Source organism: Mycetocola reblochoni REB411 (genome assembly GCF_900163835.1).
Lineage (GTDB): Bacteria > Actinomycetota > Actinomycetes > Actinomycetales > Microbacteriaceae > Mycetocola_B > Mycetocola_B reblochoni.
In genome coordinates, this window is sequence record NZ_FUKR01000042.1 from 17,759 (window position 1) to 33,123 (window position 15,365).

Annotated in this window: 9 protein-coding genes; 6 read left to right on the forward strand and 3 right to left on the reverse strand. The window is 69.8% G+C overall.

From position 1 onward, the window contains the following. Positions 1-17: 17 nt before the first annotated feature. Both FM119_RS07680 and FM119_RS07685 read left to right on the forward strand, forming a co-directional pair. The gene (locus FM119_RS07680; protein WP_087137092.1) at positions 18-3,839 is read left to right on the forward strand and encodes a GH92 family glycosyl hydrolase; all 3,822 of its coding nucleotides are present in this window, start codon (positions 18-20) and stop codon (positions 3,837-3,839) included. Between the two features lie 59 nt (positions 3,840-3,898). Continuing rightward, a complete protein-coding gene (locus FM119_RS07685) occupies positions 3,899-7,759 on the forward strand; it encodes a GH92 family glycosyl hydrolase (protein WP_218778740.1) in 3,861 nt (1,286 codons plus the stop codon). A gap of 31 nt (positions 7,760-7,790) precedes the next feature. Here the strand turns inward: FM119_RS07685 and FM119_RS07690 are convergent, their stop codons facing one another. The 3 genes from FM119_RS07690 to FM119_RS07700 are packed head-to-tail and all read right to left on the reverse strand — an operon-like array spanning position 7,791 to position 11,583. Further along, positions 7,791-9,920, reverse strand: coding sequence for a carbohydrate-binding domain-containing protein (locus FM119_RS07690; protein WP_087137093.1), 2,130 nt, complete (start codon positions 9,918-9,920; stop codon positions 7,791-7,793). Further along, positions 9,917-10,912, reverse strand: a complete 996-nt coding sequence (locus FM119_RS07695) for a polyphosphate polymerase domain-containing protein (RefSeq protein WP_087137094.1) — start codon at positions 10,910-10,912, stop codon at positions 9,917-9,919. Before FM119_RS07695 ends, FM119_RS07690 begins: the two co-directional genes overlap by 4 nt. Continuing rightward, positions 10,909-11,583, reverse strand: a complete 675-nt coding sequence (locus FM119_RS07700; RefSeq protein WP_087137095.1) for a DUF4956 domain-containing protein — start codon at positions 11,581-11,583, stop codon at positions 10,909-10,911. The genes FM119_RS07695 and FM119_RS07700 overlap by 4 nt, the downstream gene beginning before the upstream one ends. Before the next feature lie 243 nt (positions 11,584-11,826). On the opposite strand from FM119_RS07700, the gene sdhC reads away from it, so the two are divergent. Genes sdhC through FM119_RS07720 form a run of 4 tightly spaced genes read left to right on the forward strand, consistent with a single transcriptional unit; the run spans position 11,827 to position 15,334 of the window. Next, the gene (sdhC, locus tag FM119_RS07705) at positions 11,827-12,246 is read left to right on the forward strand and encodes a succinate dehydrogenase, cytochrome b556 subunit (protein WP_087137096.1); all 420 of its coding nucleotides are present in this window, start codon (positions 11,827-11,829) and stop codon (positions 12,244-12,246) included. 10 nt (positions 12,247-12,256) lie between these two features. Then, complete coding sequence (locus FM119_RS07710; RefSeq protein ID WP_087137097.1) at positions 12,257-12,718, forward strand: succinate dehydrogenase hydrophobic membrane anchor subunit; 462 nt, start codon at positions 12,257-12,259, stop codon at positions 12,716-12,718. Positions 12,719-12,761: 43 nt separating this feature from the next. After that, positions 12,762-14,573: a succinate dehydrogenase flavoprotein subunit gene (gene sdhA, locus FM119_RS07715; RefSeq protein WP_087137098.1), complete on the forward strand. Its 1,812-nt coding sequence runs from the start codon at positions 12,762-12,764 to the stop codon at positions 14,571-14,573. Positions 14,574-14,575: 2 nt separating this feature from the next. Then, entirely contained in the window at positions 14,576-15,334 is a 759-nt protein-coding gene (locus tag FM119_RS07720; RefSeq protein WP_087137099.1) for a succinate dehydrogenase iron-sulfur subunit, read from the forward strand. The last annotated feature ends 31 nt before the right edge of the window (positions 15,335-15,365 follow it).

Below are 15,365 nucleotides of genomic sequence, written 5' to 3' on the forward strand. Positions count from 1 at the left end.
TGCGCGCAGGGATCGGCATGATCGCCGCGGTGACGGTGGGCGTGACCGGGGCCGTCACACCGGCCCAGGCCGTTGAGGAACAGACTCCCCTCACGGACTTCGTGAACCCGTTCATCGGCACTCAGGACGACGGCAACACCTACCCCGGTGCGAGCGTGCCGTTCGGCATGGTGCAGTTCTCTCCCGACAACGGCCACAACGTGGGCTACGACTACGGGAATGACCGCATCCGCGGGTTCTCCCTCGTCCACCTCTCCGGCGTCGGCTGCGGTCTCGGCGGCCTGCTGCCGGTGCTGCCGACGACCGGAGTGCCGTCGGCCACGACATACCAGGACTACGCCCTCGGCTACAGCCATGACGACGAAGAGGCCGAGCCCGGCTACTACCGGGTGGGCCTGCAGGCGCCAGCCGGAACGATCCAGGCCGAGCTCACCGCGACGGCCCACACCGCGGTGCAGCGTTACAGCTTCCCCGAGACCGCGGAGGCGACGGTGCTGATCAACGCCAGTCAGGCGCTGAACTCCGTCGAGTCGTCCACGGTGCGCATCGTCGACGCGCGGACGGTCGAGACCGCCATCACCTCACGCGGGTTCTGCCAGGACACGCAGCCGTTCACCGTCTATGCCCGCACCACCTTCGATCGCGACATCCTCGCGTCGGGGACCTGGAGCGGCGACAGCGTCGCGGCCGGTTCCGACGCCGCCGAGGGCCAGCGCGTCGGCGCGTACGTCACCTTCGACGCACGCGACGACAGCGACGTCGAGGCGGTCACCGCCCTGAGCTATGTCGATCCGGCCGGCGCACGCGCGAATCAGGACGCCGAGACGGCGACGTTCGACGAGGCACGCCTGGACGCGACGTCGCAGTGGGAGGAGCGCCTGGCCGCCGTTCAGGTGCCCACCGGAGACGCGGCCGACGCACGGGTCTTCTACTCGGCGCTGTACCGCAGCTTCCTGGCGCCGAACACGGGCACCGACGTCGACGGACGGTACCGCGGCTGGGATGGTGCCGTGCACCTGGCCGAGGGCTTCACCTACTACCAGAACTTCTCACTCTGGGACACCTATCGCACCCAGCAGCAGTTGCTGTATCTGCTGGCCCCCGGCGAGTCGAGGGACATGGCGATCTCCGTCGTGACGGCCGGCGAGCAGCTGGGCTGGCTGCCGAGATGGGGCTACGGGCCCGTGGAGACCAACGTCATGACCGGTGATCCGGGGACGGCGTTCCTGGTCAGCGCCTGGAACCAGGGGCTGCTGACAGGCTATGAAGAGCGTGCCTACGCGGTGCTCTCGCACAACGCCGACAACACCCCGGACACGTCATCCGTGGCGAACGGTCGCGCAGGCAACCCCGTCTACCTCACGGACGGCTACGTCCCGCACGAGCCGTCAGAGAACGGCCGGCCCGGGGACTACGATCTGCACCACGGGGCCTCCGCGACCCTCGAGTACGCGCTCTCGGACGCGCTCCTGTCGACCATGGCCTCCGCCCTCGGACACCACGAGGACGCTGAGCGCTACGCCGCACGTGGCGAGAACTACCGGTCGATCTTCGATGAGACCACGGGCAGTTTCCGCGCTCGCGACCGATCAGGCTTCTTCATCGGAGACCCGGACCCCGCTCAGGCCACGGGCTTCCATGAGGGCACAGCGGTGCAGTACCAGTGGCTCGTGCAGCAGGACGTCCCCGGCCTCATGGAGCTGCTCGGAGGGCGCGCCGAGACGGGGAAGCGCCTCGACGAATTCTTCGCATTCGACCGGCTGCAGGCCGATCCGGAGGGGACGGCGCGCGACGTGTGGGTCAACGGCACCTACTCGTACTACGGCCAGCACACCTACAACCCGAACAACGAGCCCGATCTGCACGCCCCCTACCTCTACCAATGGACCGGTCAGCCGTGGAAGACGACGGACGTCGTCCGCGCTGCGCTGACGCTGTTCACCGACGGCCCGACGGGCGTGACGGGGAACGACGACCTGGGAACGATGTCCGCGTGGTACGTCCTCTCAGCCATGGGCGTCTATCCGATCGTGCCGGGCTCCGACGTCTGGGGGTTGTCGACCCCGGCGTTCGAGAGCGTGGACATCGCCCTGGATGCCGAGTGGTTCGGCCAGGAGAGTCTGAGCCTGCGCGCCCCAGGGCTGACCGACGACAACCGCTACATCCAGTCCGTGACGGCCTCCTCCGGGCTCGGCGCCGTCGACCGCAGCTATCTGTCCGGTGAGGAGCTGATCTCGGCGGGGACGCTCACCGTCGAGGTCGGCCGGACCCCGTCTCCCTGGGCGACCGATGACGGCTCGGCACCCGGAGCGCTCGTGTCGACGGACGCCAGCCCCGTCCGCCTCCACGCCCGACTGGCACCCCCGCACACCGCGGTGGAGGCGGGCGGCACAGCCGCCATGTCTGTGGACGTGCAGGTTCAGGGCAGGGGTGACGTCTCCGGGAGCATCCGTGTGGAGGGTTCGGCCGAGGTGGCGGCAGTGGTGGACGAGGTCGCCTGGACGCTCTCCCCCACGGGGTCCCCGATCTCCACGCGGGTCCCGGTCACCGTGGCCGTTCGGCCCGGCGTCGTCGCCGGCACCTACCCGATCACGGTGCACGTGTCAGAAGACTCCGGCACCAGCGTGGAGGTGGAGACCACCGTCACGGTGGCGGACACCTCCTGGCTGTCCACGCATTTCGACAACGTCGGCATCGGCGACGCACGTCAGGGCAACGCCGACTTCGATGGGCAGGGGCACTATCTGCTCCGCGACGCGCTCGCCGAACAGGGGTTCGTGCAGGGCGCAGCGGGAGTGGTCCCGGACACGTCCTCCGTGTTCGTCGTCCCCGCCGTCGAGTCCGGTGCGCCGGACAACGTTCTGGCGAACGGCCAACGACTCGAGGTCCCCGACGCCTTCCGCCGCTCCACCTCTGTGCAGCTCGTCGGCGCGACAGGCAACGGTGATCCGCATGCGGGCGGCACGATGACGCTCGGGTTCGACGACGGTACGAGCGCGGAGTCCCGGGTCGAGCTCAGTGACTGGTGCACGGCGAGCCCCGCCGACGGCAACGTCACGGTGGCCACGACCGGTCAACGCGGCCGCGGCAGCGAGGACCCCCAGGGTGTCGGATGCGGCATCTACGCATCGGCTTCCGTGTCCGTTCCCGACGGCACGGTCCTGCAGTCGATCACGCTTCCCGACGACCCGCGCATGCACGTTTTCACGGTGGCGTTCGACACTCCCACCCCCATCACTCCTGTGCTGTCGAGCACCGTGTCGTCGGAGGCCCCCGTGCAGGACGAGAAGGTGACGATCACGGTGACATCGACGCCGTCGGACGCTGACGGAGAGCTGGTGCTGTCCACGGTTGAGGGTGGCTCCGGGGTGGCAGGGATGTCGGCGGCCGCGGTGAGCGGCGAGGTGGCGCGGGAGCCGCTCGTCGACGGAGCCGCAGATTTCACCGTCACGGCGACAGCGGACGAGGCGCGCTACCGGGTCGAGTTCGTGCCAATCGATGCCACTCGCTTCTCCCCTGCGAGTCTTCCCGGTGAGATCGTCGTGCAGGCCCGCGACGACGCCCAGCCCGGCAATCCGGGCGACGGATCCGCAGGCGCTGGCGGCGACGCGCCCGGTGAGAGCGTCGAGCAGCCAGGCGACGACAACGGGCCCGGACACTCGGACGACGGATCCGCAGACACCGCCGGCGACGTGCTCGGTGCGGCCGCAGGGACCGGGAGCCTCCCGAGCACCGGCGGGCAGCCGCCTCTGGCACTGCTTGCCATCGCCCTCATCCTCCTCGGCACCGGGGTGGTTCTCCGTCGGCGCGCACGTCACCGCTCGGCGTCGCGCTCATGAGTCCCGTCGCGCGGTCATCTACCCCCACACCCACCCCCACCAGTAATCGAGGTTCTATCGTGCGCCGTTCTGACCACTCCACCGTGCGGCGTCCGCTGCGTTTCCGTCTCGCCGCCGGTACCGTGGCGCTGGCCCTCGCCGTCGTCGCGGGAGCCGGAGCCTCGTCTCCCGCGACCGCCGCCGAGCCCGACTGGGTCGACAGTCCGGTCGAGCACGTCGACACGCTCAACGGGACGGGCATCGGCGGCACGACCGTCGGATCGATCAACAACTTCCCCGGCCCCGCCGTCCCGTTCGGGATGGTGCAGTTCTCGCCGGACACCACCTCCACCTACGCCGGCTACCAGTACCACAACGACCGCATGACCGGCTTCAGCATGAACCACGCCTCGGCGGGCTGCTACGTCTTCGGCGACGTGCCCGTGCTGCCCACGACCGGCGACATCGGCTCGGAGCCCTGGTCCGCGACCCAGCGCTACACGCACGACAACGAGATCGGCGAGCCCGGCTACTACGCGGTCGACTTCCCCGATTCCGGCATCCGCAGTGAGCTCACCGCCACGGACCGCGTCGGCCTGAGCCGGATCAGCTACCCCGAGGGCAAAGACGCGCAGTTCATGGTCCGTCCCGGCGGTTCGCTCGCGGGCAACAGCGCCGCCGACCTGCAGGTGATCGACGCGAGAACGGTTGTCGGCTCCGCGACCACCGGCAACTTCTGCGGCAAGGGCAACAGCTACACGATCTACTTCCAGCTGAGCTTCGACCAGGATTTCATCGCACACGGGACGTGGGACGGCCAGAGCGTACAGCCCGGTTCGGACACCGCCTCCTCCGAGCGAGCCGGCGCGTACGTCACCTTCCCGGAGGGCACCACCCTGCAGGCGAAGCTCTCCGTCTCCTACGTCTCGATCGAGGGGGCGGCGGCGAACATGGCGGCTGAGGCCCCGGGCTGGGACTTCGACGCCGTGCGCTCGGCCGGGGCGGAGCGCTGGAACGACGCGCTCTCCCGCGTGCAGATCTCGCAGGGTTCGGATGCCGATGTGGAGACCTTCTACACCTCGCTCTACCGCTCACTGCTGCACCCGAACGTCTTCAACGACGCCGATGGCCGCTACATCGGCTTCGACGGGGAGATCCACACGGTCGAGGAGGGGCGCACGCAGTACGCGAACTTCTCGGACTGGGACACCTACCGCACCCTCATCCCGTTGCAGACCCTGCTTTTCCCCGATGTCGCCTCGGACATGGCGCAGTCCCTCGTCGTCGATGCGGAACAGTCGGGGTCGCTCCCGCGGTGGCCGGTGGCGAACTCGGCGACGGGCCAGATGACCGGCGACAGTGTCAGCGCCGTCCTCGCGCAGATACACGCCTTCGGCGGAACCGACTTCGATGCGGACACCGCCCTGGACTACATGATCGCGGCAGCCGACAACGGTGGTGCCGGGCTGGGGACCTACGTGCAGCGTCCTGGAGCCGCGATCTACGAGGAGCGCGGGTACGCGCCCCAGGTCGAGGCCTTCCGCGGCGACCACCAGATCGTGGGCGCATCGATCACCCTCGAGTGGTCCATCGATGACTTCGCCATCGGCCGGCTCGCATCCGCGCTCGGCGAGGCCGACGTCGCCGAACGGTTCCAGCAGAGGTCAAACTACTGGCAGAACCTGTTCGACCCCGCCCAGACCGCGATCGCCGCGCGCGCGGACGACGGCTCGTTCCTCGATGCCTCCGATTTCGGCTCCGGGTTCGGCCAGGCGGGGTTCGACGAGGGCAACGCCGAGCAGTACCTGTGGATGGTGCCGCAGAACATCGGCGGTCTGGTGTCGGCCCTGGGGGGCCGAGAGGCGACCGCGGCCCGTCTCGACACCTTCATGACCCACCTCAACGCCGGGGCGAACGAGCCCTACCTCTGGGCCGGAAACGAGCCGAACTTCCTCGTGCCGTGGATCTACAACTACCTGGGCCAGCCGGGGAAGACCCAGGCCGCCGTCGATCGGATCCGCACCTCACTGTTCACCGCGGAGCCGGACGGCGCACCGGGCAACGACGACCTCGGCGCGATGTCGAGCTGGTACGTCTGGGCGGCGATGGGGGTCATTCCCGCCACACCCGGGACTACCCTGCTCACGGTCAACACCCCGACCTTCGACCATGTGCGCATCGCGCTCGGCGACGACCGCTCGCTGACGATCAACGCGCCGGGTGCGGGCAGCGGCGAGAGATTCATCGACGGCATGACCGTCGACGGCACGGCATCCGATAGCACCGCGCTTCCCGAGGAGCTGCTGCGCACCGGTGGCACGGTCGACCTCGCCCTCACCGCGCAGCAGGGATCGGACTGGGGCACTGCCGCGTCGTCCGCCCCGGCGTCGTTCGGTGAGGGAGGGACCGGTTTCGCGTTGTCCGTCGCTCCGAGCGTCGAGGTGACGGCCGGAGGGACCGGCTCCGTCGGGCTCACCGCGACCGCGTTCGACGAGGAGATCGAGACCATCCGGGTCGCGGCGACGGCCTCGGAGGACGGCATCACCGCTGAGGCGGAGCCGATCGACGTCTCGGATGGAACGGGAGCGGCCACCGGCGCTGTGCGCATTGCGGCGAGCAGTGAGGTGCCCGACGGTTTCTACCCGGTCACCATCATCGCTTCTGCCGGTGGCCACGAGCGCAGTCAATCGGTCACCGTCCAGGTCGCCGATGAGGGAAGCTTCGCCCGCGCGGTCAACATCATTGGCACCGCGACCAGCGCCACCCGCGCGGGAGCCGACTTCGACACGGCCGGGAACAGTTATGCGCGCGAGGAGCTCGCCCTGGCGTCCCTGACGCCCGGGAGTTCCTTCGCGGTCGGTGAGCTCACGGCACGGTGGCCGTCCAGCCCCGCAGGGTTCGCCGACGCCGTCCGCCCCGACGAGCAGACGATCCTCGTGTCCGACAACACGACCTCGATCTCCTTCGTCGGCGCAGCTCGAGACGGCGGGGCGCAGTCGCAGGCGACGGTCGCCTTCGACGACGGCTCGACGGCGACGGTGCCACTGGAGCTGGGCGACTGGGTCATCCCCTCAGCCGATGGACAGCCCGTCTACGGCAACTCGATCGTCGCGAAGATGCCGATGCGCTACGCGACGACCGAGCAGCAGGGGGCGTACGTCTACGCCACCGCCCCCTTCACTGCGCCGGACGAGCGCACGATTGTGAGCGTCACCCTCCCCGGTGGCGGGGACGCCGACCGGCTTCGACTGTTCGCGATCGCCGACAACGGCACGGACGCGAGCCCGGTCGAGACCGCCCTCGATGTGGGGCTCTCCGCGGAGACCATCGTCGAGGGGGAATCGGTGACCGCGACCGTGACCGTCGATCCGGTGACTGAGGGATGGGTCGTCATCCAGGAACAGGGGTCGGGCACGGCGAGTCCGGCGAACAGGGCCGGTGCGGCTGCGCCCGACGACGGCACGGCGGTGGTCGATGGCCTGGCCGACATCGTCCTCACCCCGTCCGGCGTGGGCGTCCACGCGTACATGGCGACGTTCGTCCCCGCGAGCCCGGAGGAGGCGGCCGGCTCTGAGGCGTCGTTCCGGGTGACCGTCACGGCGAAGGACGACGGCACGCAGGCCGGCGGCTCCGACGACGCGTCGGCAGACGGTGGCTCGTCGGACGGCTCGTCGGATGGCTCGTCCGCCGACGGTAGCTCGTCGGCCACAAGCGGCTCATCCGCCGACGGTAGCTCCTCGGCCACGGGCGGCTCGTCCACCGACGGCGGCCCGTCGGCCAACGGCGGCTCGTCCGACGACGACGCCCCGTCGGCGGGGGCGTCGACCGGCCTCCTCGGCGAGACGGGGACATCCGGCGCGACGTGGCTCCTCGTCGCGCTCGGCGCACTGGCCGCGATCCTGGTGTCGATCCGGATGATCCGTCGCTCCGCGACGCGGTGACGGTACTCGGCGGATGCCCCGTCCGCTCCCGTCACGACGTGGCGGAGCTGTCCTCCGAGCGGGATGACCCGTCCGCGCCCTCGGTTGAGCTGCCGGTCGACCCCGCCGAACCGGGCTGCGTTCCCCCGCCGGGGCCACCCATCCCGCCGGCCAGCTCGTCGCCCGCGGTCACGGTGGTGACCTCGGTGGAGCCTGAGGTGTCGCCAGAGGTGGCGAGTCCGGCGATGTCGTCGCCGCTGCTCGTTCCGCCGGTGACGACGGTGTACTCCTCCCCGGCCTGCACGGCGTCAGAGGTGTACACCAGGCTCTGGATCTGCTTCTGCGTCGTGTAGCTCACAAGCAGTTCGCCGTCCGCGTCGACCACCTGCACGACGGTGCCCGCCTCGATGGTGTCGTCGAAGGCCGTCGCAACGAAGCTCTGCTCGCTGTCGGCGTCGGGCGACACGGCCATGCCGCTGCTGCCCGTGGCGAGCAGAGTGCCGCCACTGACGTCGAAGGCGCCATCGACGTCGAGCGCCCCGTTGCCGTCGGAGGTCGGCCCGCTGACCACCGTGGTGCCGCCGCTGACGGTGAGCGTCCCGTTGGAGTCGAGGCCGTCGCCGCCCGCGTCGACCGTGAGTGTGCCGCCGCTGATCACGAGGGAGTAGTCGCCTGAGCCCATGCCCCCGCCGTCCTGACCGCCGCCACCCTGCGGGGGCCGCCCGGCCTGCCCGTCGGCGGAGGAGCCGGCGTCCGTGCCCGCACCGGCGTCGGCCGGAGGCGTGGGCATCGCGCCGTCCGCGGGCATCTCGCCCTCGGCGGGCGGTTCGCCACTCGCCGCCGCGTCGGCCGGTGCTTCAGCATCGGCCGAGGCATCACTCGCGGCGTCCTCCGTCGTGCTCGTGCCGCCGGCCGCGTTCAGGCCGTCGTCGCTGGAGACGACACTCGTCGTGCCCCCTGCGACGGTGACCGCGATGCCCTCGAGACCCTCGACCGACTCGGTGACGTCGAGGCTGCCCCCGTCGACGAGCAGCCCGCTGTCGGCGTGGACGCCGTCGTCGCCGGTGGCGAGGCTGAGCTTTCCACCGGAGATGTGGACCGCACCGTTGGAGTGCACGGCATCGTCCGAGGAGTCCACGGTGATGGTGCCGTCAGCGACGACGAGCGCGACCGACGCCTTGAGACCCTTGCTCGAGACGTCCTCGGTGATCTCCTCGCCGGAGCCGCCGCCCGCGGCGACGGCGATCGTGCCGCCGGTGACGACGAGGTCGGTCTCCGCCTGCACGCCGTCCTGCGCGGAGACGACGTCGACCGAGCCCCCGGTGATCTGGACGTAACCGAGCGCCTCGTCCTCGTCGTTGGCCGCGACGAGGCCGTCGGCCCCCGCGGTGACGGCGACGGTGCCCCCGGTGATCACGAGCGCGTCCTTGCCCCTGATGCCGTCGTCCGCAGCGTCGACGGTGATCTCGCCGCCGGCGATGACGAGGGTGTCCTTCGCGTTGATGCCCTTCTCCGCGCCCGCGGCGATGTCGAGGGAGCCGTCCCCGGCGATCGTCAGGTCGTCGGAGCTGTACAGCGCCGCGTTGATCTCGTCGGTGTCTGCCACCGTCCCGGAGTCGCTCAGGCTGTTGTCGCTGCCGTCGGCGAGGACCAGCCTGACCGAGTCGGCGTTCTGCACGACGAGGGCGCCGGGCACATCGCTGGTGATCTCTGCGCCGTCGAGGGTGATCTGGACAGCGTCGTCGGTGTCGACGACCAGCTGCCCGGTGAACGAGCCGCTGACCGTGTATGCACCGCCGGCGGTGATGGTCACCACGCCGTCGGCCACGGTCACGCCGTCACCGTCCGCGCTCGCGGTGTCGCCGTCGAGGCTGATCGCGATCGGGTCGGAGTCGATCGCGTCCGCGGCGGTCACCTCGGTGTTGTCGGACATGACCTCATCGGCGGTCTGCTCGGCCGCCGCCGCCGCGTCGGCAGCGCTCACCGACTGAACCGTGCTCGCGGTGCCGCTGGCCGTCTCAGCGCTGATCGAGGAGCAACCGGCGAGCGCCCCGATCGCGACGACGGCGACGACCACCGTCGGCAGCCCGTGCCTGGCCCCCCTCCGGCGTCGGCGCGGGGCGGCTGCCCCGGCCGGGCGCGTGGTCGTACCGTCTCGCTCGCTGTCGCTGGTGTGAGTCATCGTGTCTCCTCCGTGTCGGTGCGGCTCGTGGCCGTGCGTGTGGCGGTGGCCGGGTCGGCGACCGCGTTCCCCCGTCGCCCGGAGGCGTCGGGACCTGTTCCTGCCGACGGCGTGCGCCGCCGGACCGGCGTCCGTCGCTGCTCGCCGTGCTCGCAACCGGCGGGTCGGGCGTTGCGGTCGTGCTGTGATCGTCGCGGCTCGCTCACGGCACCGCTGAGCCCCTGCCGCAGCAGCCGGCTCCACTTGTTCGACGGCATGCCAGGTTCGAGCATCGCCACCCCCGTGGCGTACTTGGACATCGAGGAGGGGCGGACGCCGCGGGACCACAGGATCCGGTCGAGGACGGACGGCGAGGACGGCGACTTGGTCTCGACGATGACCGCATCCGGCACCAGCATCCTGTCGCCGTCGAGTCCCTCGCCGTGGACCCGCTCCCAGCTGAGCTCGACGTCGATCGTCGCTCTGCCACCGTCGGGCAGCAGCACGGTCGAGCGCCGGTAGCCGGTGCGGAGGACGGGGGCGAGGTCGGCGACTTCGATGCCGTCGATCCGCGCCTGAGTGAGCGCGTCGGCGATGTACGCGGCGCCCGCGCCGGTGATCCGGTCGGCGTCGTCGGTGCGATAGGGGATGCGCTCCTTGACCGTCAGGCTTCGGCTGCCCCTGGTTTTCACCTCGAGGAACGCGACGTCGGCGTCCACGTAGCTGCGCGTTCGGATCTTGGCCCGGCGCCGACGGCGTCTGGCGGCTCCGAGGTAGCTGTCCCAGCCGGGGGTGTCGAAGTACGTGGAGCTGTAGGCAGAGGACAGCGCGCCCTCGATCTGCAGCACGCGGGACCCCTCGGGGAGCGCCGCGACGACGGCGGCGAGCTCCGACGCGGACAGCAGATACTTCCTGTCCACGCGGGTGAGCAGCCCTGCCGCGGCGTTCAGCTCGTCCAGGCCGATCGTCTGCGTGCCCTCGAGCAGCTCGGCGGCGCTGACCGGGGCGGTCATCGCACACCCCCGACGGCACCGGTGGCCACCGCCACTGTGTCGGCGTCGGCGCGCCCCGGCCGGGGCCCGGCCACCGCGTGCGCGCCCCCTGTGGCGCCATCGGAGGGGAGGACCGCCGCGCCCGCGCCTCCGAGCAGCTGGTAGCGCACGTCGACGATCGTCGTGTCGTTGACCAGGTCGAGCTGGACCACGCTCACGCGCCTGACCCTCGCCCCGAGCACCTCGGCGAGGTGGCGCCGCAGCGCCTCCTCGTCGGCGATGGCGCGGTCGAGCGTGATCGTGCTCTGCCGGTAGCTGCGGAACAGCGCGGGGGCGTCGCCGACGAGCACGGCCAGCAGGACGAGGCCCATCAGCACGTAGGTGATCGCGCCGAGCCCCGTCCCGAGCCCGGCGATCAGACCGAGCGCCAGGGCGGAGAAGTAGTAGGCGACCTCGTGCTGGGCGATCTCCGAGCTGCGCAGCCGGATGATCGAGAGCACGCCGAACAGCCCCAGCCCCAGCCCTGCCCCGAGCGAGCTCGCCGCCAGGACCTGCGTGAGCGCGAGCACGCCGACGTTGACGCAGAGGAACGCCACGACGAGGTCGCGCCTGCGATGACGGGGGAAGTAGAGGCCGAAGGTGAGGACGGCGATCGCCGCCAGGTCGGCGAGGACGGGGACGAGGGATGTCACGGTGGGACTCCTTGCGGTTGAACGGAACGTGACCAGTGTTCGACGCGTGGCTCTCGACGAGCTATGACGGGAACAAGCGCGAGCAGAGAGAGCGGTTTCCCACAGGCCCACCACCGCCGTTCCGCCGAGTTAGGCCCGCCTTAGCAGACACCGCAGAGGTGGAGCAATAGACTGATTCCGCGTTCAGCGCATGTCGAGGCGGGCTCGCCCGCACCACACACACGCAGCCAAGGAGGGCCGTTCGTGTCAGTCAAAACGGCGGGGGGATCCCCCACAGCACCGACGACATCAAAACGAATTTCCGGAACCCTCTACCGCGGCCGTGAGGGCATGTGGTCGTGGGTGCTGCACCGGATCACCGGTGTGGCGATCTTCTTCTTCCTGCTCGTCCACATTCTCGACACCGCGCTCGTCCGGGTCTCCCCCGAGGCGTACAACGCCGTGATCGGCACCTACCAGACCCCGATCATGGGCGTCGGCGAGGTGGCGCTGGTCGCGGCGATCGTCTTCCACGCCTTCAACGGGCTGCGCATCATCCTCATCGACTTCTGGTCGAAGGGCTCGCGATACCAGAAGGTCATGTTCTACGTCGTCATCGGCCTCTGGGTCGTCACGATGGTCGGTTTCGTGCCGCGGCACCTAATCAACGTGTTCAGCCACTAGGAGGCGTCAGATGTCCAGCGTTCCTTTCGACGACTTCGACTCGCCCCGATCCGGCAGGCACCGCTCCCGCGGCGTCAACTGGGAGAAGTGGGGCTGGATCTACATGCGCGTCTCCGGCGTGATCCTGCTCGTGCTCATCTTCGGCCACCTCTTCGTCAACCTCATGGTCGGCGAGGGCGTGAAGGCGATCGACTTCGCCTTCGTCGGCGGCAAGCTCTCCAACCCGTTCTGGCAGGTGTGGGACACGCTCATGCTGTGGCTCGCGCTCATCCACGGGGCCAACGGCATGCGCACGCTCGTCAACGACTACGCCAGAGGTGCACGCAGCAGGGCGATCCTCAAGGGGTCGATCTTCGCCGCCGCGGCCATCCTCATCGTGCTCGGCACGCTCGTGGTCTTCACCTTCGACCCGTGCCCGCCGGTCTCCGCGGCCGACGCGCACCTGCTTCCCTCGTTCTGCCCCGCACCGTGACCGGTCCCACCCGCACACCCGCATCGACACGCAAAGAAGAGCTATGACGAACCCCGCTGCAACCGAGTCAGGATCGACCATCGTGGACGGCGTGCACTACCACCAATTCGACATCGTCATCGTCGGCGCCGGTGGCGCGGGGATGCGCGCCGCGATCGAGGCCGGGCCGGGCGCGAAGACGGCCGTCATCTCCAAGCTGTACCCGACCCGCTCGCACACGGGCGCTGCCCAGGGCGGCATGGCGGCGGCGCTGGCTAACGTCGAGGAGGACAGCTGGGAGTGGCACACCTTCGACACCGTCAAGGGCGGCGACTACCTCGTCGACCAGGACGCGGCAGAGATCCTGGCGAAGGAGGCCATCGACGCGGTCATCGACCTCGAGAACATGGGCCTGCCGTTCAACCGCACCCCCGAGGGCAAGATCGACCAGCGGCGCTTCGGCGGCCACACCCGCGACCACGGCAAGTCCCCCGTGCGACGCGCCTGCTACGCCGCGGACCGCACCGGCCACATGATCCTGCAGACGCTGTTCCAGAACTGCGTCAAGCTCGGGATCAACTTCTTCAACGAGTTCTACGTGCTCGACGTGGTGATGACCGAGGTCGACGGCGTCCCGCAGCCCTCCGGCGTGGTCGCCTACGAGCTCGCCACCGGCGAGCTGCACGTGTTCCAGTCGAAGGCGATCATCTTCGCCACCGGCGGCTTCGGCAAGATCTACAAGACCACCTCCAACGCGCACACCCTGACCGGCGACGGCGTCGGCATCATCTGGCGCAAGAAGCTGCCGCTCGAGGACATGGAGTTCTTCCAGTTCCACCCGACCGGCCTCGCCGGGCTCGGCATTCTGCTGACGGAGGGCGCCCGCGGCGAGGGCGCGATCCTCCGCAACGCCAGCGGCGAGCGCTTCATGGAGCGCTACGCCCCCACGATCAAGGACCTCGCGCCGCGTGACATCGTCGCCCGCTGCATGGTCCAGGAGGTCGCCGAGGGCCGCGGAGCCGGCCCGCACAAGGACTACGTCTACCTGGACTGCACGCACCTCGGCGCCGAGGTGCTCGAGACCAAGCTCCCGGACATCACCGAGTTCGCCCGGACCTACCTCGGCGTGGACCCGGTGTACGAACCGGTACCGGTGATGCCCACGGCCCACTACGCCATGGGCGGCATCCCGACGAACGTCTCCGCCGAGGTCCTGCGTGACAACACCACCGTCGTGCCCGGCCTGTACGCCGCGGGCGAGTGCGCCTGCGTGTCCGTGCACGGCTCCAACCGGCTGGGCACGAACTCGCTGCTCGACATCAACGTGTTCGGCAAGCGCGCGGGCATCAACGCGGTCGAGTACGTCAAGACCGCCGAGTTCATCCCGCTGCCGGACGACCCCGCCCACGAGGTCCGCGAGATGCTCCAGGAGCTGCGCGACTCGACCGGGACGGAGCGCATCGCCGCGATCCGCAAGGAGCTGCAGGAGCACATGGACCGCGGCGCGCAGGTGTTCCGCACGGACGAGTCGCTGGCCGAGGTGACCGAGATCATCCACGGCCTGCGTGAGCGCTACCGCAACGTCGCCGTCCAGGACCACGGCAAGCGGTTCAACACCGACCTGCTCGAGGCGGTCGAGCTCGGCTTCCTCCTCGATCTCGCCGAGGTGGTCGTGTACTCGGCCCGCAACCGCAAGGAGAGCCGCGGCGGCCACATGCGCGACGACTACCCCAAGCGCGACGACGAGAACTACATGCAGCACACGATGGCCTACCTGACCGGGGACCCGCACTCCTCGGACGCGGCCGACCACATCACGCTGGACTGGAAGCCGGTCGTCATCACCCGCTACCAGCCGATGGAGAGGAAGTACTAGTCATGTCGACCGCCACCCTGGACGCCCCGACGCAGGACGATGCCGTCCAGTCCTTCACCGTGACCTTCATCATCCGCCGCTTCGACCCCGAGGTGGACGACGAGCCGCGCTGGCAGGACTTCGACGTCGAGATGTTCGCCACCGACCGCGTGCTCGACGCCCTGCACAAGATCAAGTGGGAGCAGGACGGCTCGCTGACCTTCCGTCGCTCCTGCGCGCACGGCATCTGCGGCTCGGACGCGATGCGCATCAACGGGCGCAACCGGCTCGCGTGCAAGACCCTGATCAAGGACCTGGACATCTCCAAGCCGATCTACGTCGAGGCGATCAAGGGACTGCCGCTGGAGAAGGACCTCGTCGTCGACATGGAGCCGTTCTTCGAGTCGTACCGTGAGGTTCAGCCGTTCCTCATCGCGCGCAGCGAGCCGGGGGCGGGCAAGGAGCGCGTGCAGTCGGTCGCCGACCGGGCACGCTTCGACGACACGACGAAGTGCATCCTGTGTGCCGCGTGCACCTCCTCGTGCCCGGTGTTCTGGACGGACGGGCAGTACTTCGGCCCCGCGGCGATCGTCAATGCCCACCGGTTCATCTTCGATTCCCGCGACGACGCCGCGAAGGTCCGCCTCGACATCCTCAACGACAAGGAGGGAGTCTGGCGCTGCCGCACGACCTTCAACTGCACCGAGGCGTGCCCCCGCGGCATCCAGATCACGCAGGCGATCGCCGAGGTGAAGCAGGCGGTTATGCGGGGCAAGCCCTAGCCCGCAGCGGCAGCACCGCTGACGCCCGCGG

Bases quoted from the DNA above. Each gene is read 5' to 3' on its own strand.
- FM119_RS07695 (WP_087137094.1), bottom strand. From the start codon at position 10,912: ATGACCGCCCCGGTCAGCGCCGCCGAGCTGCTCGAGGGCACGCAGACG.
- FM119_RS07690 (WP_087137093.1), bottom strand. From the start codon at position 9,920: ATGACTCACACCAGCGACAGCGAGCGAGACGGTACGACCACGCGCCCG.
- FM119_RS07680 (WP_087137092.1), top strand. From the start codon at position 18: ATGATCGCCGCGGTGACGGTGGGCGTGACCGGGGCCGTCACACCGGCC.
- FM119_RS07720 (WP_087137099.1), top strand. From the start codon at position 14,576: ATGTCGACCGCCACCCTGGACGCCCCGACGCAGGACGATGCCGTCCAG.
- sdhA (WP_087137098.1), top strand. From the start codon at position 12,762: ATGACGAACCCCGCTGCAACCGAGTCAGGATCGACCATCGTGGACGGC.
- FM119_RS07710 (WP_087137097.1), top strand. From the start codon at position 12,257: ATGTCCAGCGTTCCTTTCGACGACTTCGACTCGCCCCGATCCGGCAGG.